The sequence below is a fragment of the Nocardia sp. BSTN01 genome, from assembly GCF_015354405.1.
In the GTDB taxonomy this organism is placed as follows: domain Bacteria; phylum Actinomycetota; class Actinomycetes; order Mycobacteriales; family Mycobacteriaceae; genus Nocardia.
The window spans coordinates 46,641-69,288 of sequence record NZ_JADKYP010000013.1; the positions used below are offsets into that span (position 1 = coordinate 46,641).

Sequence of the window (22,648 nt, forward strand, 5' to 3'; positions counted from 1 at the left end):
CAGAAGCGGAAACCCGACTGAGCCATGCTACGTCAATCCTGTCAATGATAACAACACTTGAATGATAGGAAGTGGAGAACTACGCTCTCCACAAACGAGAAGGTGTCATACATCACCATCGTCTCGCGGGAGACGGGCGGCCGGCACCGAATCGGGTGATCCCTCGTCCCACAGCACTACGGAGGCTTCGCGGTGACTACACCGGCGCGCTACCTCACCTCGACTGCGGCGAGCGTCGCCGACGGGTGGACCCTCGACCGCATCACCGCACCGAGCAGGTTGTTCGGCGCCAACGGCATTCGCACCGGCGCCGACGGCCGGATCTATGTCGCACAGGTGGCGGGCAGCCAGATCAGCGCCCTGGACCCGGATTCCGGCGATCTGGAGACGATCAGCGCGATGGGCAGCGATATCGTCGCGCCCGACGACATCGCCTTCGCACCCGACGGCGAGCTCTACATCACCGAGTACTACGACGGCCGCGTCAGCATTCGCGACGGCAAGGGCGAAACCCGGGTGCTACGTGACGATCTCCCCGGCGCCAACGGCATCACATTTCATCAGGGCCGGCTGTTCGTCGACGAGTGCCGCCCGGGCGGGCGGCTGATGGAATTGGATCCGGCCGGCGGCGCGCCGCGGATCCTGCTGGACGGCCTGCCGATGCCGAACGCCCTCGAGGTCGGGCCCGACGGCAAGCTCTATTATCCGCTGCTGGGCAGCAACGAGATCTGGCGCATCGACCCCGACGGTGGTGAACCCGAGCGGGTCGCGGCCGATCTGGGCGGACCGGATGCGGTCAAATTCGATGCCGCCGGCCGCATCGTCTCCACCCAGGTCGCGACCGGCGAGGTGGTGCGCATCGATCCGCGCAGCGGCGAGCGAACCGTGCTCGCCACCGTCGGCCCCGGCCTGGACAACCTGACCTTCGTCGGCGAGCGGCTGTTCGTCTCCAGTTTCACCGGCAAGATCACCGAAATCCTCGCCGGCGGGGCCACCCGCACCGCCCTCGCCGACGGACTGACCTGGCCTCTCGATCTGACCGTCGGTCCCGACGGCACCCTCTACATCGCGGACGGCACCTTCCTGCTCGCCATCCCACCGGGCGGCGAATTGTCCACCGCCGGAATGCTTTTCAGCCCCGGTTATCCCGGCTACATCCGCGGCCTCACCGCGACGGGCGACGGGGACCTCATCGTCACCGGCAACGGGTCGGTCTCGCGCTATCGCCCGGCCGCCAGCCAGAGTGAGGTGCTCGTCGAGGGGCTGGACCAGCTCTACGGTGTGGCGGTCGCCCCCGACGGCACCGTCGCGGTCGCCGACCGGGGCACCGGCACGGTGCACGCCGTGCGCGACGGGCGCACCGAACCGCTGGCGAGCGGACTGCGCGATCCGATGGGCGTGGCGTTCACCGCGGGCGGCACCTGCCTGGTCGCCGAAGCGGGCGCGGGCCGGGTGGTCGCGATCGACGGCTCGAAGGCCGATACCGTGGCCGACGGGCTCGGATGTCCGCACGGGCTGGTGGTCCACGACGACCTGGTGTACATCGTCGATGTCGAGGCCAAAGAACTGATCGGCCTGGATCCGAAAACCGAAGCGCGCCAGGCGATCGCGCGGAATCTGCCGGTGGGCGCGCCGCCGGGGGTGACACCCAAACCGTTGCGGGGCCTGCTGCCGTTCTCCGGGCCGCAGGGACCGTTCAGCGGCATCGCCGCCGGTCCCGACGGCACACTCTACCTTTCCGGCGACGCCGAGGGCAGCGTCCTCGCGATCCGGCGCGACGGCCGGTGAGCGCGGTGACGGTCAACGACTTCTTCGGGCTCGACGGCCGCGTCGTCATCGTCTCCGGGGCGAGTGGCGGTGGCATCGGCACGGCGGTCACCCGGCGCATCGCCGAGGCGGGCGCCTCGGTGATCGCGGTGGGCCGCTCCCGCGACAAACTCGCCGCCGATATCGCACCCCTTGCGGCACAGGGACTTCCGATCGTTACGGTGGCCGCCGACGCCGCCACCGACGAGGGCATCGCGACGGTGCTCGACCACGCGCGCGCGGCCGACGGCGAGCTGTACGGCCTGGTCAATATCGCCGGCGGCGCGGCACCGGCGACGTGGATGCCGGCCACCCGGGTCACCCGCGCGGATTGGCGGGCACTACTGGAATGGAATCTGGAGACGATGTTCTTCTTCAGCCAGGCGGTCGCCGCCGAACTGAAAGCACACCGCCTGCCGGGTTCGATCGTGTCGCTGTCGTCGATCAGCGGGATGAACGCCGCCCCCTTCCACATCGCCTACGGCACCGCGAAGGCCGCACTCGTGGCGGCGACCCGGACCCTGGCCGCCGAACTGGCCCTCGACGGCATCCGGGTCAACGCGGTCGCCCCGGGCGTCACCGCGACCCCGGCCTCGGGCACCTACGTGGGCGCCGACCCCGAGCGCGATCGCCGCGCCATCGCCATGGGCCGGCGCGCCCGGCCGGAGGAACAGGCCGGGCCGATCCTGTTCCTGCTGTCGGACCTGTCGAGCTACGTCACCGGGCAGACCCTGCTGGTGGACGGCGGGCTGAACCTGAAATGGACCCATCTGGGCGCGGACAACACCTCGCTGTTCCTCGAGGACGACGGGTTCCGCGCCGCCATCACACGCTGAGACGCCGTCAGGAGAAGTCATGACCGAAACTGCCGACAGCATCACCGAAACGACTGCGGCGCAACCCTTGTCGACGCCGATGACGATCGGCGTCGACGCCTACGTCAGCGCCGAGTACGCCCGCGCCGAGGGCGACAAGCTGTGGGCGAAGGTGTGGCAGCAGGTGTGCCGTGTCGAGGAGCTGCCCCGCGTCGGCGATTTCCTCACCTACGACATCCTCGACGACTCGATCATCGTCGTGCGCACGGCGCCGGATACCCTGCGCGCCTACCACAACGTGTGCGCGCATCGCGGCCGCCGGCTGGTCGACACCCCGCCCGGGGCCCACGACGCGCACGGGCAGCGCAAACAGTTCGTCTGCGGATTCCACGGCTGGCGCTACGACCTCGAGGGCCGCAACACGTTCGTACCCGAACGCGGCGACTGGACGTGCGGGCTGACCGAACGCAACGACGGTTTGCCGCCCGTGCGTATCGATACCTGGGGCGGCTGGGTGTGGATCAATCTCGATTCCTCCTGCGAACCGCTGCGCGATTATCTGGAACCGGCTGCCTCCCTGCTGGATCCGTTCCACCTGGAGAACATGCGGTACCGCTGGCGGCGCTGGCTGACCTTCGACTGCAACTGGAAGGTCGCCTTCGAGGCGTTCATGGAGACCTATCACGTTCCCTACACCCATCCGGAATTCATGAATTTCGGAAATTTCCTCGGCTGGGGCCGCGCCCAGGGCAGGCACAGCAATATCGGCTACGACGCGCCGAAGGGGATGGAGGAGAACCAGGGGAAACTGCGGATCGGCGCCGGTCCCGACGCCCGGATCTCGACCGCGCAACTGCAGAACTTCACCTGGGAGAACGCCAACACCAACACCACCGAGACGATGGTGGAGGTCGCGAATCGGCTCGCCGACGAACTTCCCGCCGACACTCCCCCTGATCAGGTGATGCGCTACTGGCTCGATACCTGCCGCAGGGAGGATGCTGAACGCGGCGTGGTGTGGCCGACCGTGGATCCGGACATCGTCGCGAAAAGCGGTACCGCCTGGCAGATCTTCCCCAATTTCCAGATCGGGCACGCGCTGAACAACATGCTGTGCTACCGATTCCGGCCCTACGGATACGACCCGGACAAGTGCATCTTCGAGGCCGCGGTCTTCGAATTGTTCCCGCCCGGTGCGGAACCGGAGACCGAATGGATCTACACCCCGGTCGGCGACCCGGGCTGGCGGACCGTGCTGCCGCAGGATTTCGACAATATGGCCGCCGTCCAGCAGGGCATGAAATCGCACGGCTTCTCCGGCCCGAAACCCAACCCGTACCGCGAGCGCACGATCGTCAATCTGCACCACAACCTCGCGAAGTACATGGGCACCGGCGCGCCGACCGACCTGGAACGACCCGAATAGAATACTCACCCTCCCAAGGATTTTCCGATGAAACCCTGCGCCCCTACTCGGACCCCCGAGGTCGACAGAGAGGCCCTGCGGCAGAAATATCTGGCCGAACGCGACAAGCGGCTACGTCCGGAGGGACAGCAGCAGTACCTCGAGGCGGCCGGCGAATTCGCGGACTTCTACGAGGCCGACCCGCACCTGCCGGTCGTCCCGCGCGCGCCGATCGACGCCGATATCGAGGTCGTCATCCTCGGCGGAGGTTTCGCCGGGCTGATCACCGCCCACCGGCTGCAGCAGGCCGGCGTCACCGACTTCCGGATCGTGGAACTCGGCGGCGATTTCGGCGGTGTCTGGTACTGGAACCGGTATCCGGGCATCCAGGTCGACTCCGACGCCTACTGCTATCTGCCGTTGCTCGAGGAAACCGGATTCGTTCCGAAGGAGAAATTCTCCCACGGCGACGAATGCTACGAGCAGGCCCAGCGCATCGGTAAACATTTCGGACTCTACGACAAGGCGATCTTCCACACGCTGGTGCGCGCACTGGAATGGGACGAGCAGATCGCGCGCTGGCGAATCGCCACCAACCGCGGCGACGAGATCCGCGCCCACTTCCTGATCATGTGCCAGGGCCCCTACAACCGGCCGAAACTGCCCGGCATTCCCGGGATCACCGACTTCGAGGGCCATACCTTCCACACCGCGCGCTGGGATTACGACTACACCGGCGGTGACCTGCACGGCGGCCTGGATCGTCTCGGCGACAAGAAGATCGCGGTCATCGGCACCGGCGCCAGCGGGGTGCAGGTGATTCCGCATCTGGCGCGCGGTGCGAAGCATGTGACGGTTTTCCAGCGCACGCCGTCCTATATCTTCGAGCGCGACAATCACCCGACCGATCCGGAATGGGTGGCCTCGCTGCAACCGGGGTGGCGCACCGAACGTCAGCGCAATTTCCACAACGCCGCCTTCGCCTTCTACTCCCCCGGCGAACCGGATCTGATCTGCGACGGCTGGACCGAGGTCGCCCGCAATCTGGCCGCGACATTGAACGAGACCGACGGCTGGGCCGCGCTGGCCGATCCGGCGACCTTCCTCGAGCTCAAGGAAATCGAGGACTACCGCGCCATGGAGCGATTGCGGCGACGCGTGGAACAGATCGTCGAGGATCCCGAGACCGCGGAGAAGTTGAAGCCGTATTACCGCAACATGTGTAAGCGGCCGGTGTTCAACGACGACTACCTGCCGACGTTCAACCGGCCCGATGTGACGCTGGTCGACGTCTCCGACACCAAGGGCGTCGAGCGGATCACGCGCAAGGGCATCGTCGCGCACGGCGTCGAATACGAGGTCGACTGCATCGTCTTCGCCAGCGGTTTCGAGATCACCACCGCGCTGGATCGCCAGTTCGACATCGCACCCTTCGCGGGACGCGGCGGGAAATCGCTGTACGAGCACTGGGGCAAGGGTTTTCGCACGCTGCACGGGATCATGGCGCACGGATTCCCGAACCATTTCGCGACCGGATTCATCCAGGGCGGGGTCACGGCGGCCACCACCCTGATGTACGAGCAGCAGGCCGACCATATCGCCTACATCATCGCGCAGGCGCAGTCGCGTGGCGCGACCCGCGTGGAGCCGACGGCGGCGGCCGAAGAGGCATGGGTGCAGACGATCCGGGCCAACACCGTCGACAACAGCACCTTCGTCACGGAATGCACCCCCGGCTACTACAACAGCGAGGGTGAACCGAACGGCCGCTCGTTCCTCGGCGACCCGTTCTGGGGTGGCTTCTACGTGCTCGAGGACCTGCTGCGGGCCTGGCGCGACGCCGGCGATCTGGACGGCCTGACGCTGAGCAGTTAGGCCCGGAACACGATGCGCGAGAGGATATGCCGTTGTCCGAACTGAGATTCGACGATCGCGTCGCGGTGGTCACCGGCGCCGGGCGCGGTCTGGGCCGGGCCTATGCCCTGCTGCTGGCCGAACGCGGCGCGCGCGTGGTGGTCGACGATCCCGGCGGCAGTATGCGCGGTGAGGACCCCGACGCCGGAGTCGCCGCCGAGGTGGTCGCCGAGATCGCCGCCGCGGGCGGCACGGCGGTGGCGTGCACCGCGTCGGTCGCCACCCCGGAGGGCGGGCGGGCGATCGTGGACACGGCGCTCGACCGGTTCGGACGCCTCGACATCCTGATTCACAATGCCGGCACCGTGCGCTACGGATCGCTGACCGAACTGAGTTACGAGGATTTCGAGGCCGTGCTGGATGTGCATCTGCGCGGCGCCTTCCACACCGTGCGCGCGGCCTTCCCGGTCATGAACGAGGCCGGCTACGGCCGGGTGGTGCTGACCTCCTCGATCGGCGGCCTCTACGGCAATCGGTCGGTCGCCAATTACGCGGTGTCGAAGGCGGGCATGATCGGGCTGTCGAATGTGGTCGCCCTCGAGGGCGCCGAGGCGGGAGTGCGCTGCAACATCATCGTGCCCTCGGCGGTGACCCGGATGGCCGACGGTATCGACACCTCCGCCTATCCGGATATGCGCCCGGAACTGGTGGCCCCGGCGGTCGCGTATCTGGCGCACGAATCCTGTTCTCTCACCGGCGAATTGCTGGTCGCGATCGCGGGCCGGGTGGCGCGCGCCTATATCGCCGAGACGCCGGGTGTGTATCAGCCGTCCTGGACCGTCGACGAGGTCGCCGCGCGCATCGACGACATCCGCAACACCGACAACTCGTGGATCCTGCCGCCGCTGAGCGCGCACGCCGATCACATCGGCCGCAGCTTCGCGATGGCGACCGAAGGGAAACAGCAGTGAAGGTTTACGAACGGATTCTCGAACTCTTCGAGGCCGAGGGTATCGACACCATCTTCGGCATTCCGGACCCCAACTTCGTCCACCTGTTCCACCGCGCCGAGGAGCGCGGCTGGAAGGTAGTGGCGCCGCATCACGAGGAATCGGCCGGAATGATGGCCGAGGGCGTCTCGCGGATGACCGGGAAGGCCGCGGTGTGCATCGGCACCCTGGGCCCCGGTATCGCGAATCTGTCCGGCGCCATCATGTGCGCGAAGGTGGAGAATTCGCCGATCATCTTCCTGGGCGGGCAGCGGGCCCGGATCACCGAGCAGCGGGTGCGGCGCGGCCGGATCCAGTTCGTGCAGCAGGCCGGTCTGGTCGAGAATTCCGTGAAGTACAGCGCCAGTATCGAATACGCGGATCAGACCGACGAGATCATCCGTGAGGGCCTGCGCAAGGCGCTGTCGGGCACACCGGGACCGGTGTACATCGAATATCCCTCGCACGTCATCGAGGCGGAACTCGATCTGCCGCCGGCACTGCCACCGCAGCGGTATCGCCTCGTCGGCCAGACCGCGGGCGCCGATCGCATCGCCGAGGCGGCCGAGCACATCCGGGCCGCGCGGCAGCCGATCCTGCTGATCGGGCACGGCGTCCACACCGCGCGGGCGGCGGAATCGGTACGGCAACTGGCCGATCTCATGGCCGCCCCGGTGATCCAGACCTCCGGTGGCACCTCCTATATTCCCGGCCTCGAGGATCGCACCTTTCCCTACGGCTTCTCCCCCTCGGCGGTGGAGGCGGTCGTGCAGTCGGACCTGTGCCTGGCCATCGGCACCGAACTCGGCGAACCCGTGCACTACGGCCGCGGCCGGCACTGGCTCGCGGGCGAGGCGGAGCGGAAATGGATTCTGGTGGAACAGGATCCGGCCGCCATCGGGGTGAACCGTCCCATCGACGTGCCGCTGGTCGGCGATCTGCGGGCGGTGGTCCCACAGCTGGCCGAGGCGCTGCGTGACACTCCACGCACGCCGTCACCGGAGCTGGCGGGCTGGATCGAGCGGGATGCCGCCCGGCTGGCCGAACTGGCCGAATCGGCGCCCAGCGGGAGGAGCCCGGTCCATCCGGCACGCCTGATCGTGGAGGCGACGAAGGCCTTTCCCGCCGACGGCATCATGGCCCGGGACGGCGGCGCCACCACGATCTTCGGCTGGACGTACTCGCAGGCGAAACCGCACGACGTGATGTGGAACCAGAACTTCGGACATCTGGGCACCGGGCTGCCCTACGCCATCGGCGCCTCGGTGGCCGACGGCGGCACCCGGCCGGTCATGCTGATCACCGGCGATTCCTCGTTCCAGTTCCAGATCGCCGAACTCGAAACGGCCGCCCGCCTGAATCTGCCGCTGGTCTGCGTGGTCGGCGTCGACTACGCGTGGGGTCTCGAGGTCGGCGTGTACAAACGCACCTTCGGGCAGGGCTCGCTCGAAACGGGTGTGCACTGGAGTACCGGTGTCCGTCTGGACAAGGTGGCCGAGGGTTTCGGGTGTCACGGCGAATACGTCGAACGCGACGAGGACATCGCACCGGCGATCAAACGTGCCTATGCCAGCGGTAAGCCGGGGGTCGTGCACGTCGCCGTCGATCCGAAGGCCAATTCGGAGGAGATGCCCAGTTACGACGAATTCCGCACCTGGTACGCGGAAGGAATGCAGTAGCCGTGTACACGACAACCTCTGCCCCACAGCGCATCCGGAGAGAAGGACTGGCGGCTCATGCGTGAATATCCGACGTTCTACATCGGCGGGCAATGGGTCGAACCCGCGTCCGCGCAGACCATCGAGGTGATCAACCCGGCGACCGAGCAGATCTGCGGCAGGGTCGCCGCCGGATCGGCCGAGGATGTGGATCGGGCCGTCGCCGCGGCGCGGACCGCGTTCGGGACCTGGTCGGCGACCACCGTCGCCGATCGGCTCGCGGTGTTGCGGGCCGTCGCGGCCGAATATCAGCGCCGCCGTGCGGATCTGGCGGCGGCGCTCACCGAGGAGATGGGCGCACCGGCCGCGCTCGCGGGCGGTTTCCAGGTCGATCTGGGCGCCGGGCATCTCGACACCGCGATCGCCGCACTCGCCGACTACCGCTTCGAGCATCGGCAGGGCGCCTCGCTGGTGGTCAAGGAACCGATCGGCGTGTGCGGACTGATCACACCGTGGAACTGGCCGCTGAATCAGATTGCGGTCAAGGTCTTTCCGGCTCTGGCCACCGGATGCACCGTGATCCTGAAGCCGTCGGAGCAGTCGCCGTTCAACGCGCAGATCTTCGCCGAGATCCTCGACGCGGCCGGTGTGCCCGCCGGAGTGTTCAACCTGGTTCAGGGCGACGGACCGGGCGTGGGGGTGCCGCTGTCGGGCCATCCCGATATCGACATGATCTCGTTCACCGGTTCCACCCGGGCCGGTATCGATATCGCCCGCAACGCCGCGCCCACGGTCAAGCGGGTCACCCAGGAGCTCGGCGGCAAGAGCCCGAACATCGTGCTCGACGACACCGATTTCGCCGCCAACGTCGCCAAGGGCGTGGTGACGATGATGAACAATTCCGGGCAGACGTGCAGCGCCGGATCTCGCATGCTGGTACCCGCCGCGCGCATGGACGAGGCGAAGGAGGCCGCCCGCGAGGCCGCGGGCACCGTGACCGTCGGCGATCCGACCGGTGAGGTCGCGATGGGCCCGGTGGTGTCGGGCGCGCAGTTCGACAAGATCCAGGCGCTGATCCGGAAGGGCATCGAGGAGGGCGCCACCCTGGTCACCGGCGGCACGGGCCGACCGGATGGCCTGGACGTCGGATTCTACGTCCAGCCAACGGTTTTCGCCGACGTCACCAACGATATGACGATCGCGCGCGAGGAGATCTTCGGGCCGGTGCTGACCATCCTCGGTTACGACTCCCTGGATCACGCGATCGAGATCGCCAACGACACCGATTACGGGCTGGCCGGCTTCGTGGCGGGTGCCGACCTGGAGCAGGCCCGCGCGGTGGCCCGCCGCATCCGCGCGGGCTCGGTGGCGATCAACGACGGCTTCGACTTCGCCTGCCCGTTCGGCGGCTACCGCAAGAGCGGCAACGGACGCGAATGGGGCGCATACGGATTCGAGGAGTACCTCGAGACCAAGGCGATTCTCGGATACGCACCGGAGGAGGGGGCGTGAAAACCACGAAACTCAGCGACACGGTCGGCGTGCGGGTCGAGGATGTCGACCTCGATCGTCTCCGCAGCGACGACGACCTGCCGCACGAATGTCTGAACGCGCTCGAAGAACACGGTGTGCTGCTGTTCCCGCGCTTGCACGCCGATGACGAGACGCAGGCCGCGTTCTGCCGCAAACTCGGTGAGCTGGTGCAGTTTCCGCTGTACCCGAATCCGGACGTGATGGAGATCAGTTTCGACCCGGACAACCCCAATGTGGAGTATTTCGCCAGCAACGACTACTGGCATCTGGACGGTTTCATGGACGAGGTGCCGGCCAAGGCGTCCATCATGAGCGCCCACGTGGTAACCGAGACGGGTGGTGAAACCGCGTTCGCCAGCACCTACGTCGCCTACGACGAACTGTCCGAGGAGGAGAAGCGGCGGTTCGAGGGCCTGCGGGTGTGGCACAGTTTCGAGGCCATTCAACGGCTGACATATGCCGATCCGACGCCGGATCAGCTCGACGAGTGGGCACGCCGTGGCGGACGGGAACATCCGCTGGTGTGGACGCACGAATCCGGCCGCCGCTCACTGGTTTTCGGGGCCTCGGCCGATCACGTGGTGGGCATGGACCCGGACGAGGGCCGGGCGCTGCTCGACGATCTGCTGGCGCGGGCGACCGCCCCGGACCGGGTGCTGTCCCATCGGTGGACGGTGGGCGACATGGTGATCTGGGACAACACCGGCCTGGTGCATCGAGCCTGTCCGTTCGATCGGTCGCACCCGCGGCGCATGCACCGGTCCACCCTGGTCGGGCAGGAGTCGATCAAATGAGCGGCCGCACAGCGATCGTGACGGGCGGCGCGTCCGGGATCGGTGGCGCGATCGCGCGGCGTCTGGCCGCCGACGGCTCGCCGGTGGCGGTGTTCGACCTGGACGGCGCGGCGGCCGATCGCGCGGCGCGGGAGATCGGCGAATCCGGCGGTAAGGCGATCGGGGTGGCGGTGGACGTGTCCGACCGCGGCGCCATCGATACCGGCGTGCGGCAAGTGCGCGACGAGCTGGGCCGGCCGTCGATTCTGGTCAACAGTGCCGGAATCACCACGTCCGGTCCGTTTCTCGACATCACCGCGCAGCAGTGGGCGCGGGTGCTGGCGGTCAACCTCACCGGCACGTTCGACTGCTGCCAGGCCGTGCTGCCCGATATGGTCGAGCAGGGCTGGGGGCGGATCGTGAACATCTCCTCGTCGAGTATTCACAGCGGCGCGGCGGGGATGGCCGCCTATGTGTCCTCGAAGTCCGGGGTGCTGGGGTTGACGAAGGTGCTCGCGCTGGAGTTCGCGCGAAAAGGTGTCACCGTCAACACGATTCCGCCGGGGTTCATCGATACGCCCATGATGCGAGCGACCGCCGACCGTGGCTTCATCGATGTGGACAAGCAGATCGACGCTACTCCCGTCGGGCGGATCGGGTTGCCGGAGGATATCGCGGCCGCCTGCGCATTCCTGGTGAGCGAGGAGGCCGGCTATATCACCGGGCAGGTGATCGGCGTGAACGGCGGCCGCAACACCTGAGGCGGGTTGTGTGGAGGCCGGAGCGGGTGTCCGGCCTCCACGGCACCGACTCCGGCCCGGCACCCGCAGGTTCCGGCAGGACGCGCGGTTACCGATGCCGCGGCAGATAGGGCTGCAGATCGTCGTCGGGTTCCACGCCGAAGGATCGCAGAGCCATGGCCAGCATATCGTAGGTGCCGACGGTGAAAACGATATCCATGAGTTGATTCTGCTCGAATTCGGCGGCGAGGACCTCCCAGGTTCGGGCGCCGACCGCACCGTCGGACAGTAATTCGTCGGTGGCGATCAGCAACGCTCTGTCGGCAACCACCCATTCGTCGTCCGGCACCGCCGCCGCGACTCGTTCGATTTCCGCCTTCGACATTCCGGCTATTTCGGCGAGAATGGCGTGCTGGGCCCATTCATAATCACACTGCCGGACGGCGGCGACACGCAGTATCAGCAGTTCGCGCTGCCGATCGCCGAGTGTGGATCCGTACAGCAGATGGCCGTTGAAGCTCAGGAATGCCTTGGCCAGCGCGGGATATCGGGCGAGCGTGCCGAGCAGGTTGGCACCGGCGGGGTGCGTGTCGGCCGGGGTGTCACCGAGCACGGAGGAGCGGAATTCCCCGATGAGTCCGATCAGATCCGGCGACCACTCCGACTTTTCCGCAGGCGTTATTCGAGCCACGACCGACTCCTTCCGGCCGATGCGCAGACCCACCCGGCCATGAATTTCCGGGCCGCATCCCGCCGCCCCGAATCCGCATTTCCGGCGAATACCGGCTTCGGAAATGCTATCAAAACGGCCATTGTTTCGCGATGGTGTTCCGCGCGATGTCCCGCCGCCACGGTCTACACTTCGGTACCGAATTCCGCCGCCCGGCGCGGCGGCCGTCCCGATCGCAGCTTGGAGCGAATGTGCTGGGAGACGAGCCCATCTCGGACGCGTACGCGGCCAACGCCGAGTTCTGGATTCGCATCGTGCGCGACGACCTCGACCCGTACCGCAGCGGCCTCACCGACCCGGCGCTGCTCGCGCTCATCGGCGACTGCACCGGCCTGCACATCCTGGACGCCGGATGCGGTGAAGGCTGTCTGACACGCGAATTGACCACGCGCGGAGCGGGTTTCGTCCACGGCGTCGACACCTGCGCCGAATTCGTCGCGGCCGCCGCGAGCCATCCGGCACACGATCCTGCCCGCGCACGATTCCGGCAGGCCGACGTGGCCGCACTGCCGTTGCCCGACGACAGCGTCGACCTGGTGGTGGCCAACCGCCTGCCGCACGGGCTGTCCGATCCCGGGCGGCGATTCGTCGAATTCGCCCGCGTCGTGCGCCCCGCCGGGCGGCTGGTGATGATGACGATGCATCCCTGCTTCTACGTCGCCCGCGGCGAACGCAGCTGCGCTGGAACGGGTTTCACGATCGGCGACTATTTCGCGGGGCGTGCGGTGCAGCAGCGCTTCGAGGTCGCGGGGACGCGCTCCCCCGCCGCCTCCGTGCAAGCGTTGTATTCACTGGAAACGACGATCGGGATGCTCACCACCGCCGGATTCGCGATCACCGCCGTGCGCGAACCCCGGCCCACCGACCGGCAGCGCCGCGACAACCCCTGGTGGGACGAACATTTCACCCGCCCACTGTTCCTGCTGCTGGAATGCGTCCCGCTATAGAAAGGACCGATGATGTGCTACTCCTCGTCCGTATCCGGTTGGCGGAGCGTCAGCAGGAGATGGTCGAGACGGGTCCGCGTCGGCGCGGGCACCGCGGGCATGGTGTCCAGACCCCCGACGAGCTGCGCGGCCAATTCCTGCAGCTTGACGTTGGTTTCCTGAGATCGCCACGCCAGCACCCGGAACGCCTGCTCCGCCGAGATCCGGTAGACGAACATCAGGATTCCCTTGGCCTGTTCGATCGCCGCGCGGCGCTCGATCACGGCGGGCAGTTCCTCGTCGAGCAGCGCCCGGCGCTGCCGGTCGACCGAGTCGGTGAGATCGACGTAGTAGCCCTGTGTGCCGATCACCTCGCCCGACGCGTCGAGCATCGGCTCCGAGACCACCAGCACATCGCGGACCGTGCCATCGGTGTCGACGATGCGGTGTCTGCTGGAGAACGGTGCGTGGTCTTCGACCGAGGTGACGAGGGTGGCCTCGACCCGATCGCGGTCGTCGGGATGTTTGTGCTCGAGCAGCAGTTCGGTCGTCGGTTCGATCTGCCCCGGTGCGTAACCGTGCATCCTGGCGACCTCGTCCGACCACTCCCATCGCCCTTCGGCGAACCAGAATCGGAACCGGCCGACGCCCTGCGGGTCACCGGCGCCCACCACCCGTTCGACGCCGTCATCATCCCCGCTGGCGACCATGATCGCAGCCTACTCCCCAGCCTCGACGTGCCCCTCACCTGCGCCGATGCCCTGCCGAGGGCGGGCGGTGACGCCACGATGCGCGTCGGCATCCGTTCCGTGGCCCAACCGATACCGGATCCTGTCCGGTTCTCGACCGACGGAACCGGACGGTCCGTAGGATCGGTCCGGTACGCGAACGGCGCGCATCCGCCCGCCTCCCAGCGTGCGATTGTGCACCAGGTAGATGGGTTGCGCGCCAACCAGTTTCGAAACTCCGGCGCAGGCCGAGGCGAACGGTAGACGAATGCGAACATCCGTACGCAGGCGCACCGATGAGCTTGCGTGATCGAGGTGCTCGCTCCATGTCGTCGCATACGACGGAAACGGAGTGGCCCGAATGACACACCCCGCACGAACCCACCGGACCGGAGGCGCCCGGTCGCGTAGCGACAGCTACGACAACATCGAACCGTGGTTCGACAAACTCGCCGACCTCGACGCCACCGACCCGCACCGGCGGGCACTGCGCGAACACATCATCGAACTGTGCCTGCCGTTGGCCGAGCACATCGCACGCCGCTACCTCAACCGTGGCGAGGCCTACGACGACCTGCTGCAGACCGCCCGTATGGGCCTGGTACTCGCCGTCGACCGCTTCGATCCGGGCCGCGGCGCGCCGTTCCTCGGGTTCGCCGTCCCCACCATCATGGGCGAGGTGCGCAAACATTTCCGCGACCACACCTGGGCGGCCCGCGTACCGCGCCGCTACAAGGAACTGCGCCACCGGATCGTGAAGGCCGGCGATCCGCTCACCCAGCGCCTGGGCCGCGCGCCCAATGCCCGGGAACTGGCCGCCGAGCTGGACGTCGACATCGTCGACATCACCCAGGCACTCGTCGCCGCCAATGTCTACCAGTGCGATTCCCTCGACGCCGCCCGCACCGAACGCGACGACACACCGTCCACGGCGGCCGCCGCGCTGGGCGTCGACGAACCCTGCTACGAACTGCTCGAGCAGGCCGCCGCGGTCCGGCCGCTCATCGCCGATCTGCCGCAGCGCGACCGCGACATCCTCGTCCTGCGATTCTTCGAATCGAAAACGCAATCGGAGATCGCCGAGCACTTCGGGGTGTCCCAGATGCATGTGTCACGACTGCTGACCCGCATCCTGGACACCCTGCGCGACGGGGTGTGGAGCACCCCGGAGGACTCGATCGCGCAGATGCAGCCGTAACCGCGGCGGCCTCGGTCAACCGCCCCGCTTCTCCGAGGCGACGAACAGCAGCCCGCCGATCATCGCCATGTTCTTGTGGAACTGCACCTGTTGCGGCTTCCGCGCGCCGGGGTCGTCGATCGCCCAGAACGCATGTCCCGCAATGGTTGTCGGCACCATCGAGGCGACCAGAGCCAGCGCCGACAGGCGGGGCAGTTTGCCCAGTGCCAGCAATACGCCACCGGCCACCTGGACACCCGCATTGACCTGCACCAGCAGCTTGTCGTCCTCGGGCAGCGGCACGACCGAGCGCACCGCGGCGAGGGTCGGCGCCGCCGCCTCCGGCCGAGGTCCGGGCTCGCGCAACGCGTCCGCGCCGAGCACCGCGTAGGTGGAACCCATCAGCACGCGCGCCGCCGCACGCATCGGATCGAAGCGCATATCAACTCCATTCCAGCGACGATGCGGGACAGTTGCCGTCGTGGCGGCGACTACCCCGCTCGCCGGTCTCCATACGCGCGCCGTGCCGACGGACGCGGTTCACGCTCGGTGACCCGGCGCTGGGGCGACTCAATGCTGAGCCGCCGCGGCATGCGGTCGCCGGTCGGTGACGGCCGTGGTCACCAGCAACCCGGCTGCCGCCAGACCCAGAACGGTGACGATCGCACCCATCACCACATTGGTCCACAGCACGCCCGTGGGGCGTTCGCCGACGACCCAGGGGCTGATGATCTGCCAGACACCGATCGGGATCAGGACCCAGCTCAGGCCGTAGCCGTGCGTCGGCATCGCGGTGATCACCAGGCCGATCACCGCCACGGCGAGACCGAGGATCAGGTTCTGGATGACCAATTTCGGGGCGACGGAGAAATCGTTGATCACCCACGGCGTGATGGCCGTGAACAGTCCCGCCAGCAGGACCAATCCGTCGATCGTCACAACCGACGCACCACCCGGGCCGCCATGGCGAGCCTCCCGCCCGGTGGGCCGGTCCACTGCGGTGCTCTGTGGATAGCTGACCATCTCGAGTCTCCTTCCCAACTGTCGTTCGGTACCGTCCGATCGGCCGGCACTGTCGGGCTACCCGGTGTCGCCGCGATGAACCCGGGCGCGCACGGGATCAGGAGGTGCGGTCGGGGCGATCGGTTCGGATCGCGGCCGAGGCAGCGGCGCGGGAACGTACACCGAGCTTGGTGCGCGCGTTCGCGACGTGCCGGTGCACGGTATGGGGACTCAAGGTCAGCCGCTCGCCGATCTGCGCGTCGGTCAGCCCCTCGGACACGAGGCGCAGAATCTCGCGCTCGCGATCGGTCACCGCTTCGGGGCCCGGCGGCGACGGCTGGGACCGCACCGGATATCCCAGCCCCCGCAGGATCGCCTCGGCGACCCCGGTCGCGTCACCGCGCCACGGGAAATGGTCCTCGCCGTACAGTTCGACGAAGGTCGCGCGGCGTACGCGGCGGGCGACGTCGACACCGAGGGCGAAGGGCACCGCGCGATCGTCCTTGCGGTGCAGCACGGTGGTCGGGACGGTCACGGCCGCCAGGTACTCGGTGGCGTCGAGTTCGTAAGTGGCGGACAATGATTGCGCGGCCTGCTCGGCCGTCGCGGACAGCCGCTGGAAGCGGGCGAACCGTTCGCGTTCGGCGCTGTCGGCGCCGGGGACGAACACATCGGCCAGCAATCGGGACCCCAGGCCCCAGTGCGCGGAAATCGCATCCACCAGCGCGCGGCGCGCTCCCTCCGGCGCGATGTCCGCGCCGCGGGCGAATGATCCGTAGAGGACGAGCCGGTGGACCCGGCGGGGCAGCCGGGCTGCGAGTCCGGCGGCGACCGCCGAGCCCGACGACGCGCCCAGCACGGCGACGCGCTCGAACCCCAGCGCATCGACGATATCCGCGGTCACGGCGATTTCGCCGTCCGGATCGACCGGCGCCGCGGTGGCGGACATGCCGCGCCCGGGCTGGTCGTATCGGATGACGGTGAACCGAGTCGCCAGCCGGGACATGAAGGCCCGGAACAGCGGATCCTTCCAGTTGAGGATCAGGTGGCTGCACCACCACCCGCCGATCAACAGCGCGGGACCGCCGCCGACCACCGAACACGCGACCTCGCCGCCGACGGTCCGCACCCGGTGGATCACCTGCTCCTCGGCGCGCACCATGCTGCCACCTCTCGTGCGGCGGCCGTCGAGGCCGGCGCATCATCCGGCATCGATTATGGCCCGAACGGGCCATGCCGCGAAGGGCCGCCGCCCCCCACACTCGTTCACATGACCACTGCAACTCTCGGCCAACGTTTCTTCGCCAGCTGGTATCCGGGCTTCATGTCTCGTGTCGAACGTGCCGGACAGGCCGATCTGCGCCGGGCCCAGCTCTCCTACGCCTCCGGTCGCACCCTCGAAATCGGGGCCGGCGACGGACTGTCCGTCTCGCATTATCCGGACGGCCTGGACGAACTCGTCCTGCTCGAACCGAATCCGGCACTGCGCGCCCGATTGACGGCACGCGCCGGCAGCCTCACCGTGCCCGTCACCGTCGTGGACGGCGACGCGCACCGGCTGGATTTCCCGGCGGCCAGTTTCGATACCGTCACCGCGTCGCTGGTGTTCTGCTCGGTGCGCGATCCGGCCCGGGCGCTGCGCGAGGTGCATCGCGTGCTGCGTCCCGGCGGCCGGTTCCTGTTCCACGAACACGTCCGTGGCACCGGCCTGCGCGCCGGCGTCCAGGACGTGCTGACGCCGCTGCAACGACGCCTCGCGGACGGCTGCCACGCCAATCGGGACTTCGAAAGCCTGCTCGCGGCAGCGGATTTCGCTATCGAGGACATCGCGCACACCCGGATGCCGACGATGATGCCGACCATCGTGCCCCTGGTCGTCGGCACCGCGCGCCGACGGTGAGCGCTATGCCCGGTCCACGTCGTCGAATTCGAAACGCAAGGCGTCGATGCAGCGTTCGTACTTGGCGACCAGATCCGCTTCACTGTCGGCGCCGATGAAGATGTCCGCCAGTTCGTAGCTGTAGCTGTCCTGCGCGGGCATCTCGGACAGGCGCCTTCCTTTGCCGGGAACCACGTCGATGGTGACGCCGGGGATGTCGTCCTGGATCCGCTCGATCTCCGCGGCCGTGGGGATTCTGGTCACGATTCCGTCGGAGAAGCGGCGGTAATAGCATTTGGCGGCGATGTCGTAGCGGCCCTGTCCCTTCGGCAGCCGCGGATCGAGGCCGAGCCCCAGTCGCACCATGCAGTGGTGGTTCGGCACGCCGTCCACGGCATAGAACATGTCGGCGTGCGACTGCGAATGCCGGGCGTTGATCTCCAGCACCGACACCCGTCCGGTGTCCGGATCGCAGAAGAATTCGATGCTGAAGGTCGAATTGTCCAGGCCCATCTGCGCGATCACGCGCTCGGAGATATCGGTCATCCGCGCCACGATCTCGGACGGCAACTGGGACGGATATTGATGCCGGAGAAAACACGGCGTATCCGGGTAGTTGATCGAATCCAGGGCGCCGTTCACGGTGACCTGGCCGCGATAGACGTATCCCTCGGTCGCGGCCTGCACGCCGGTGAGCGTTTCCTCGGCCAGACACGCCTGGCCGCCGATCGCGGCGATCTCCGGGGGAAGGTCGATCCGGTCGAGAACGAATTCGAACGGTTTGCCGACCCGGCCGACGCCCTCGCGGATCTGTTCGACCGCCGCCTCGAGCTCGCTGTCGTCGTGCACGTGGAACGCCAGTTCCGAGGAGAAGGACTTGACGGGTTTGAGCCACACCGGATACGTCATCCCCTCGGGCAGCCTGGCTTCGCCGTCGAGATCGACGATCCCGAACTTGGGGATCTCGTCGATCACCTTGCTCTGCTCGATCCGGCTCCAATATTTGTGCTCACACTTGACCACTGCCTCGAGATCGGCGCTGGGCAATCCGAACCGCTCACACAACATCGGAACCAGGGCGGTCACCGGGAAATCCCAATAACCGACGACGGCCGCGATATCCCCGTCGAAGCCCTTCAGGGCCTCCTCGGCCTTGTGCAGCAGGTCCTCGATCGGAATCTCACCCTCCTGGGTTTCCTCGATTCCGAGCACCCCGTGGAACCGGAATCGCTGTGCGTCCGGAATCAATTCGAGGGTGCGCAGATTTCCGTCGTCGAGACCGATCACGAAGATGTCGGCAGTACTCACAAGCTTCCTCTCTGTGAAACGTCCCCCGTCGGCGCGTACATCGATTCCCCGGTGTCGGACCGGGGCGCCGGGCGTTGCACGAGCCGCACCAGCTGGCGCATCGCGTGGCGGGCCTCGGGAACCTCCGAGAGATGCCACGCGTGGAACATCCCCGGATATTCGAAGTAACCGAGATCGACACCCTCACGCACACACCGCGCCCGGAAACGGCGGGCATCGGCCAGCAGGATGTCGCGGGTGCCGATGAACAGACCGAGTCGCCCGGGCGTCGCGGCGGGCGCATTCAGCGGGCTGATCATCGGATCGCGCCGGTCGAGGTCGCCGGCGTAGAGGCGACCGGCCTCGGCCAATCCGGCGACGCCGAGATAGGGGTCGCACGGGTCGAGGGCCCGGGCCATGGGATCGGTCATGGTGACATCGAGCCACGGGGAGATCATCACGACCTCCTTGGGCGTCACCGCGTCCGTCGCGCCGAGCCGGCGCGCCAGCACCAGCGCCAGCGCGGCACCGGCGGAATCCCCCATGAACACCTTGTTCTCCGACGCGGTGTGCGCGAAGACCTCGTCGTGCACGGCGCGCACCATCGCCACCGTGTCGTCGCCGTGGTACGCGGGGGCCAGCGGGTAGAGCGGCACGGTGACCGTGCACCCGGTCCGGTCGACCAAGCGGGCCAAGAACTTCCAGTGGTCGTGCTGGATCTGGTGGACGTAGGCGCCGCCGTGCAGGTAGAGCACGTGGCGGGAGGTGCCGCCCTCGAGCGGCCGGATGGTGTACACCGGCCGGCCCCGCATGTTCCGGCGCGTCACCCAGTAGTGGGTGTGCAATTCGGCCGGCGGGCGGTCCCGGTCGGGCCGCTGGCTTTTGCGGATACTCTCCCGCAGCGCATGGGCATCGGCAAAGGTCTTGTCCGCGTGCGTCATTCGCATTCCGGCGATCCGCATACGGCTGCGCAGGCTCGGTTTCGCGTGATTCACCGGTCCTACCGGTTCCAGGTCACACGTGGTCACGGGGAATCACCCTCTTCCAGTTCCGCGAGAACATTCGCTGTTCGCCCTCGAATCCGTCGAGTTCGGCGTGGACGTAGAAGTCGGTCGGGGTACAGGTGACGCGGGTCCGGGTTTCGGTGCGGGCCCGCCACTCGCCGCGGGCGAAACTCATCGACCACGACGTTTCCGCTGTGGCGGAACAGAATTCGTCCGCTTTCCAGCTGTAGCGTTCGTGGACGCGGCGGTCGACGTCGAGATCGTGTTCGTCGAAGCGGATCAGGCCGGCGTCCTTGACGATGTCGAGGGCGGATCGGTAGTCGATCAGATCGCGCGAGACCGTCCACTTCTGCTCCCCCGGCCTGATCCGGGTGGTGCGCATCGGCTCGGCGCCTTCGGGTTCCTCGAACGGCCGCACCGCGACATCGTCGGATTCGGCGATCGGCCGGATCGGCAGCGTCAGGGCGCTGACCTCGGTGTACACGGTGACGAGGGCGGGTTCCGGCGGCGGCCACGCCAGCGGCCAGTACGAGGTCGACAGCGACAACCGGATCCGGTGACCCGCCGGAAAGGCCTGGGCCACGGCATTGAGCTGCACGGTGACGCGGTAGCGCCGGCCCGGTTCCAGCGGTCGCGGTTCGTCGTGCCCGTCACGGTGAGTCAGATTGAGCAGGCCGTAGGTCACCCGGGTCGCGCGGCCGTCCGGGGCGACATCCGACAGTCTGGCCGCGATCATCGCCACCGGCTTGTCGGCCGACACCTCCAGCGTCACGGCCGGCGCGCCCACGATCTCGCAGCGTTCGGTCAGCTCGTCGGTATCGAACACCAGCGAGCCGCCGTCCTCTTCGCGCTGGTCGTAGGGCAGATCCGGGGGCGCGCTGTAGGACGCCCACTTCCCGGCGAACTGCCCCACCGACAGCGGCGACTCGACCGCGAGTGCCGCCGGGGACACCGGCTCGCCCGGACGCGTGATCCGGTTACGGGCCAGCGGGTGCGCCACGGCCCGCACGTGCGGCGAGGGCCACGCGGGCTCACCGACCCAGCGGCCGGGCCGCTGTTCGTACGACGTGGACGGCGGGACACTCTCCTGCATCCACGTCCGCAGCATCGGGCCGTCCATCACACCGTTGTCGATATCGCGCAGCCAGTGGTCCCACCAGCGCACCACTTCCTGCAGGTAGCCGATCGCGGGGCCGGGTTCGCCGAGATGCGGGTATTTGTGCGACCACGGGCCGATCAGGCCCTTGCGCGGGACCTCCAGATTCTCGAGCAGCCGTGCGACGGCGTTCGAATAGCCGTCGGCCCAGCCGCTGGAGGCCAGCACCGGAATCTGGACGTCGGCGTAGTTCTCACAGACCGACGCCCGTCGCCAGTAGTCGTCGCGGCGCTGGTGCTCGAGCCACTTCGCGGCCCAGAGGCTGCAGTTCTCCAGCCGCTCCAGCCACATCTCCCGCCACCGGTCACCGACCAGCGCGGGATCGGGCGGCAGGGTGCTGTAGGCGAACATGGTCGCGGATTCGGCGATGTTGTCAGACAGCAGGGCGCCGCCCATGTAGTGCATGTCGTCGGAATAGCGATCGTCGGTGAACGAGGAGATCACGATCGCCTCCAGGCCCGCGGGTTTGCGGGCGGCCACCTGCAGCGCGTTGAATCCGCCCCAGGAGATGCCCATCATGCCGAGCCGGCCGTCGCACCACGGCTGCGCCGCCATCCAGGCGAGCACCGCTTCGGCGTCGAGGTGTTCCTGTTCGAGGTACTCGTCGGCGAGCACTCCCTCCGACTCGCCGGTCCCGCGCAGGTCGACCCGGACACAGCCGTAGCCGTGGCCGGCGAGATACGGGTGGTGAATCGAATCCCGCACCGCGCTCAGGTCCCGCTTGCGATACGGGATGTATTCGAGAATGCCGGGCACCGGGGCGTCGTCGGAGCCGACCGGCCGCCATATCTTCGCGGCCAGCCGCACCCCGTCCGGCATCGGGATCCACACCTGTTCGTCCACGGTGATCTGCTGCGGCATGGACGTCACCGTCCGCATCAGCCCTCCTCGGTTCACATCTCGGTGGTCTGTTCGGCGAAGCGGCGTCTCACCGCCCGCTGCCACCGCCCCCGTCGATTACGCACTTCCGGCGGCTACCCGCTCACGGCCGCGCTACACCGGCAGCGCACCCGGGTGTGCGTTTTCGCACGAAACAACTTCTCGTACAGCATCTTTCGATACGCGGGGGCACGCTCGCGCGCGCTGCGCACCGACGGTGTGAGCTGGGTTACAACACTCGCCGAGCCGTGGCCCCTGGGGCATATGAGCACAGTTTGAATCTCGCACAGCGCGGCTATGACTGCGC

20 protein-coding genes are annotated in these 22,648 nt (G+C 67.7%); 12 read left to right on the forward strand and 8 right to left on the reverse strand.

What is annotated here, in order from left to right:
- Positions 1 to 192 precede the first annotated feature (192 nt).
- From IRT45_RS13620 to IRT45_RS13660, 9 genes are read left to right on the forward strand one after another with little or no spacing between them, the layout of a single operon-like run.
- On the forward strand, positions 193 to 1,788 hold the full coding sequence (locus IRT45_RS13620; protein ID WP_309240943.1) for an SMP-30/gluconolactonase/LRE family protein: 1,596 nt from the start codon (positions 193 to 195) through the stop codon (positions 1,786 to 1,788).
- A gap of 5 nt (positions 1,789 to 1,793) precedes the next feature.
- A complete protein-coding gene (locus IRT45_RS13625; protein ID WP_194806214.1) occupies positions 1,794 to 2,642 on the forward strand; it encodes an SDR family NAD(P)-dependent oxidoreductase in 849 nt (282 codons plus the stop codon).
- A gap of 19 nt (positions 2,643 to 2,661) precedes the next feature.
- On the forward strand, positions 2,662 to 4,047 hold the full coding sequence (locus IRT45_RS13630) for an SRPBCC family protein (RefSeq protein ID WP_194806215.1): 1,386 nt from the start codon (positions 2,662 to 2,664) through the stop codon (positions 4,045 to 4,047).
- A gap of 27 nt (positions 4,048 to 4,074) precedes the next feature.
- Positions 4,075 to 5,901, forward strand: a complete 1,827-nt coding sequence (locus tag IRT45_RS13635) for an NAD(P)/FAD-dependent oxidoreductase (protein ID WP_194806216.1) — start codon at positions 4,075 to 4,077, stop codon at positions 5,899 to 5,901.
- A gap of 32 nt (positions 5,902 to 5,933) precedes the next feature.
- Complete coding sequence (locus IRT45_RS13640; RefSeq protein ID WP_228534301.1) at positions 5,934 to 6,851, forward strand: SDR family NAD(P)-dependent oxidoreductase; 918 nt, start codon at positions 5,934 to 5,936, stop codon at positions 6,849 to 6,851.
- On the forward strand, positions 6,848 to 8,548 hold the full coding sequence (locus tag IRT45_RS13645) for a thiamine pyrophosphate-binding protein (protein ID WP_194806218.1): 1,701 nt from the start codon (positions 6,848 to 6,850) through the stop codon (positions 8,546 to 8,548). Before IRT45_RS13640 ends, IRT45_RS13645 begins: the two co-directional genes overlap by 4 nt.
- 57 nt (positions 8,549 to 8,605) lie before the next feature.
- On the forward strand, positions 8,606 to 10,039 hold the full coding sequence (locus tag IRT45_RS13650; RefSeq protein ID WP_194806219.1) for an aldehyde dehydrogenase family protein: 1,434 nt from the start codon (positions 8,606 to 8,608) through the stop codon (positions 10,037 to 10,039).
- Positions 10,036 to 10,854, forward strand: a complete 819-nt coding sequence (locus IRT45_RS13655) for a TauD/TfdA family dioxygenase (protein ID WP_309240944.1) — start codon at positions 10,036 to 10,038, stop codon at positions 10,852 to 10,854. Before IRT45_RS13650 ends, IRT45_RS13655 begins: the two co-directional genes overlap by 4 nt.
- Positions 10,851 to 11,594, forward strand: a complete 744-nt coding sequence (locus tag IRT45_RS13660) for an SDR family NAD(P)-dependent oxidoreductase (RefSeq protein WP_194806221.1) — start codon at positions 10,851 to 10,853, stop codon at positions 11,592 to 11,594. Before IRT45_RS13655 ends, IRT45_RS13660 begins: the two co-directional genes overlap by 4 nt.
- An 88-nt stretch (positions 11,595 to 11,682) precedes the next feature.
- On the opposite strand, the gene IRT45_RS13665 is transcribed toward IRT45_RS13660, so the two are convergent.
- Positions 11,683 to 12,264, reverse strand: coding sequence for a carboxymuconolactone decarboxylase family protein (locus IRT45_RS13665; protein WP_194806222.1), 582 nt, complete (start codon positions 12,262 to 12,264; stop codon positions 11,683 to 11,685).
- 230 nt (positions 12,265 to 12,494) lie between these two features.
- On the opposite strand from IRT45_RS13665, the gene IRT45_RS13670 reads away from it, so the two are divergent.
- The gene (locus tag IRT45_RS13670) at positions 12,495 to 13,250 is read left to right on the forward strand and encodes a class I SAM-dependent methyltransferase (RefSeq protein WP_194806223.1); all 756 of its coding nucleotides are present in this window, start codon (positions 12,495 to 12,497) and stop codon (positions 13,248 to 13,250) included.
- Positions 13,251 to 13,267: 17 nt separating this feature from the next.
- Here IRT45_RS13670 and IRT45_RS13675 read toward each other — a convergent pair whose 3' ends face one another.
- Positions 13,268 to 13,939 (reverse strand): PAS and ANTAR domain-containing protein, encoded by a 672-nt coding sequence (locus tag IRT45_RS13675; protein WP_194806224.1) that lies wholly within the window; start codon positions 13,937 to 13,939, stop codon positions 13,268 to 13,270.
- 379 nt (positions 13,940 to 14,318) lie between these two features.
- Here IRT45_RS13675 and IRT45_RS13680 point away from each other — a divergent pair, with 379 nt between their 5' ends.
- On the forward strand, positions 14,319 to 15,155 hold the full coding sequence (locus tag IRT45_RS13680) for an RNA polymerase sigma factor SigF (protein ID WP_194806225.1): 837 nt from the start codon (positions 14,319 to 14,321) through the stop codon (positions 15,153 to 15,155).
- Positions 15,156 to 15,170: 15 nt separating this feature from the next.
- On the opposite strand, the gene IRT45_RS13685 is transcribed toward IRT45_RS13680, so the two are convergent.
- The 3 genes from IRT45_RS13685 to IRT45_RS13695 form a co-directional block, all read right to left on the reverse strand.
- Positions 15,171 to 15,575, reverse strand: coding sequence for a DoxX family protein (locus IRT45_RS13685; RefSeq protein WP_194806226.1), 405 nt, complete (start codon positions 15,573 to 15,575; stop codon positions 15,171 to 15,173).
- Between the two features lie 129 nt (positions 15,576 to 15,704).
- Positions 15,705 to 16,157 (reverse strand): SPW repeat protein, encoded by a 453-nt coding sequence (locus IRT45_RS13690; RefSeq protein WP_194806227.1) that lies wholly within the window; start codon positions 16,155 to 16,157, stop codon positions 15,705 to 15,707.
- 97 nt (positions 16,158 to 16,254) lie between these two features.
- On the reverse strand, positions 16,255 to 17,298 hold the full coding sequence (locus IRT45_RS13695; RefSeq protein WP_194806228.1) for an alpha/beta fold hydrolase: 1,044 nt from the start codon (positions 17,296 to 17,298) through the stop codon (positions 16,255 to 16,257).
- Between the two features lie 108 nt (positions 17,299 to 17,406).
- On the opposite strand from IRT45_RS13695, the gene IRT45_RS13700 reads away from it, so the two are divergent.
- Positions 17,407 to 18,036 (forward strand): class I SAM-dependent methyltransferase, encoded by a 630-nt coding sequence (locus IRT45_RS13700; RefSeq protein ID WP_194806229.1) that lies wholly within the window; start codon positions 17,407 to 17,409, stop codon positions 18,034 to 18,036.
- Positions 18,037 to 18,039: 3 nt separating this feature from the next.
- On the opposite strand, the gene IRT45_RS13705 is transcribed toward IRT45_RS13700, so the two are convergent.
- The 3 genes from IRT45_RS13705 to IRT45_RS13715 are packed head-to-tail and all read right to left on the reverse strand — an operon-like array spanning position 18,040 to position 22,341.
- Positions 18,040 to 19,323, reverse strand: a complete 1,284-nt coding sequence (locus IRT45_RS13705) for an ATP-grasp domain-containing protein (protein WP_194806230.1) — start codon at positions 19,321 to 19,323, stop codon at positions 18,040 to 18,042.
- A complete protein-coding gene (locus IRT45_RS13710) occupies positions 19,320 to 20,330 on the reverse strand; it encodes an alpha/beta hydrolase (RefSeq protein WP_309240945.1) in 1,011 nt (336 codons plus the stop codon). The genes IRT45_RS13705 and IRT45_RS13710 overlap by 4 nt, the downstream gene beginning before the upstream one ends.
- The gene (locus tag IRT45_RS13715; protein WP_194806231.1) at positions 20,317 to 22,341 is read right to left on the reverse strand and encodes a CocE/NonD family hydrolase; all 2,025 of its coding nucleotides are present in this window, start codon (positions 22,339 to 22,341) and stop codon (positions 20,317 to 20,319) included. The genes IRT45_RS13710 and IRT45_RS13715 overlap by 14 nt, the downstream gene beginning before the upstream one ends.
- Positions 22,342 to 22,648: the final 307 nt, after the last annotated feature.

Excerpts from the sequence above, each read along its gene's own strand:
- IRT45_RS13680 (WP_194806225.1), top strand. The coding sequence starts at position 14,319 with ATGACACACCCCGCACGAACCCACCGGACCGGAGGCGCCCGGTCGCGT.
- IRT45_RS13635 (WP_194806216.1), top strand. The coding sequence starts at position 4,075 with ATGAAACCCTGCGCCCCTACTCGGACCCCCGAGGTCGACAGAGAGGCC.
- IRT45_RS13715 (WP_194806231.1), bottom strand. The coding sequence starts at position 22,341 with ATGCGGACGGTGACGTCCATGCCGCAGCAGATCACCGTGGACGAACAG.
- IRT45_RS13700 (WP_194806229.1), top strand. The coding sequence starts at position 17,407 with ATGACCACTGCAACTCTCGGCCAACGTTTCTTCGCCAGCTGGTATCCG.
- IRT45_RS13695 (WP_194806228.1), bottom strand. The coding sequence starts at position 17,298 with ATGGTGCGCGCCGAGGAGCAGGTGATCCACCGGGTGCGGACCGTCGGC.
- IRT45_RS13685 (WP_194806226.1), bottom strand. The coding sequence starts at position 15,575 with ATGCGCTTCGATCCGATGCGTGCGGCGGCGCGCGTGCTGATGGGTTCC.
- IRT45_RS13650 (WP_194806219.1), top strand. The coding sequence starts at position 8,606 with ATGCGTGAATATCCGACGTTCTACATCGGCGGGCAATGGGTCGAACCC.
- IRT45_RS13630 (WP_194806215.1), top strand. The coding sequence starts at position 2,662 with ATGACCGAAACTGCCGACAGCATCACCGAAACGACTGCGGCGCAACCC.
- IRT45_RS13675 (WP_194806224.1), bottom strand. The coding sequence starts at position 13,939 with ATGGTCGCCAGCGGGGATGATGACGGCGTCGAACGGGTGGTGGGCGCC.
- IRT45_RS13660 (WP_194806221.1), top strand. The coding sequence starts at position 10,851 with ATGAGCGGCCGCACAGCGATCGTGACGGGCGGCGCGTCCGGGATCGGT.
- IRT45_RS13690 (WP_194806227.1), bottom strand. The coding sequence starts at position 16,157 with ATGGTCAGCTATCCACAGAGCACCGCAGTGGACCGGCCCACCGGGCGG.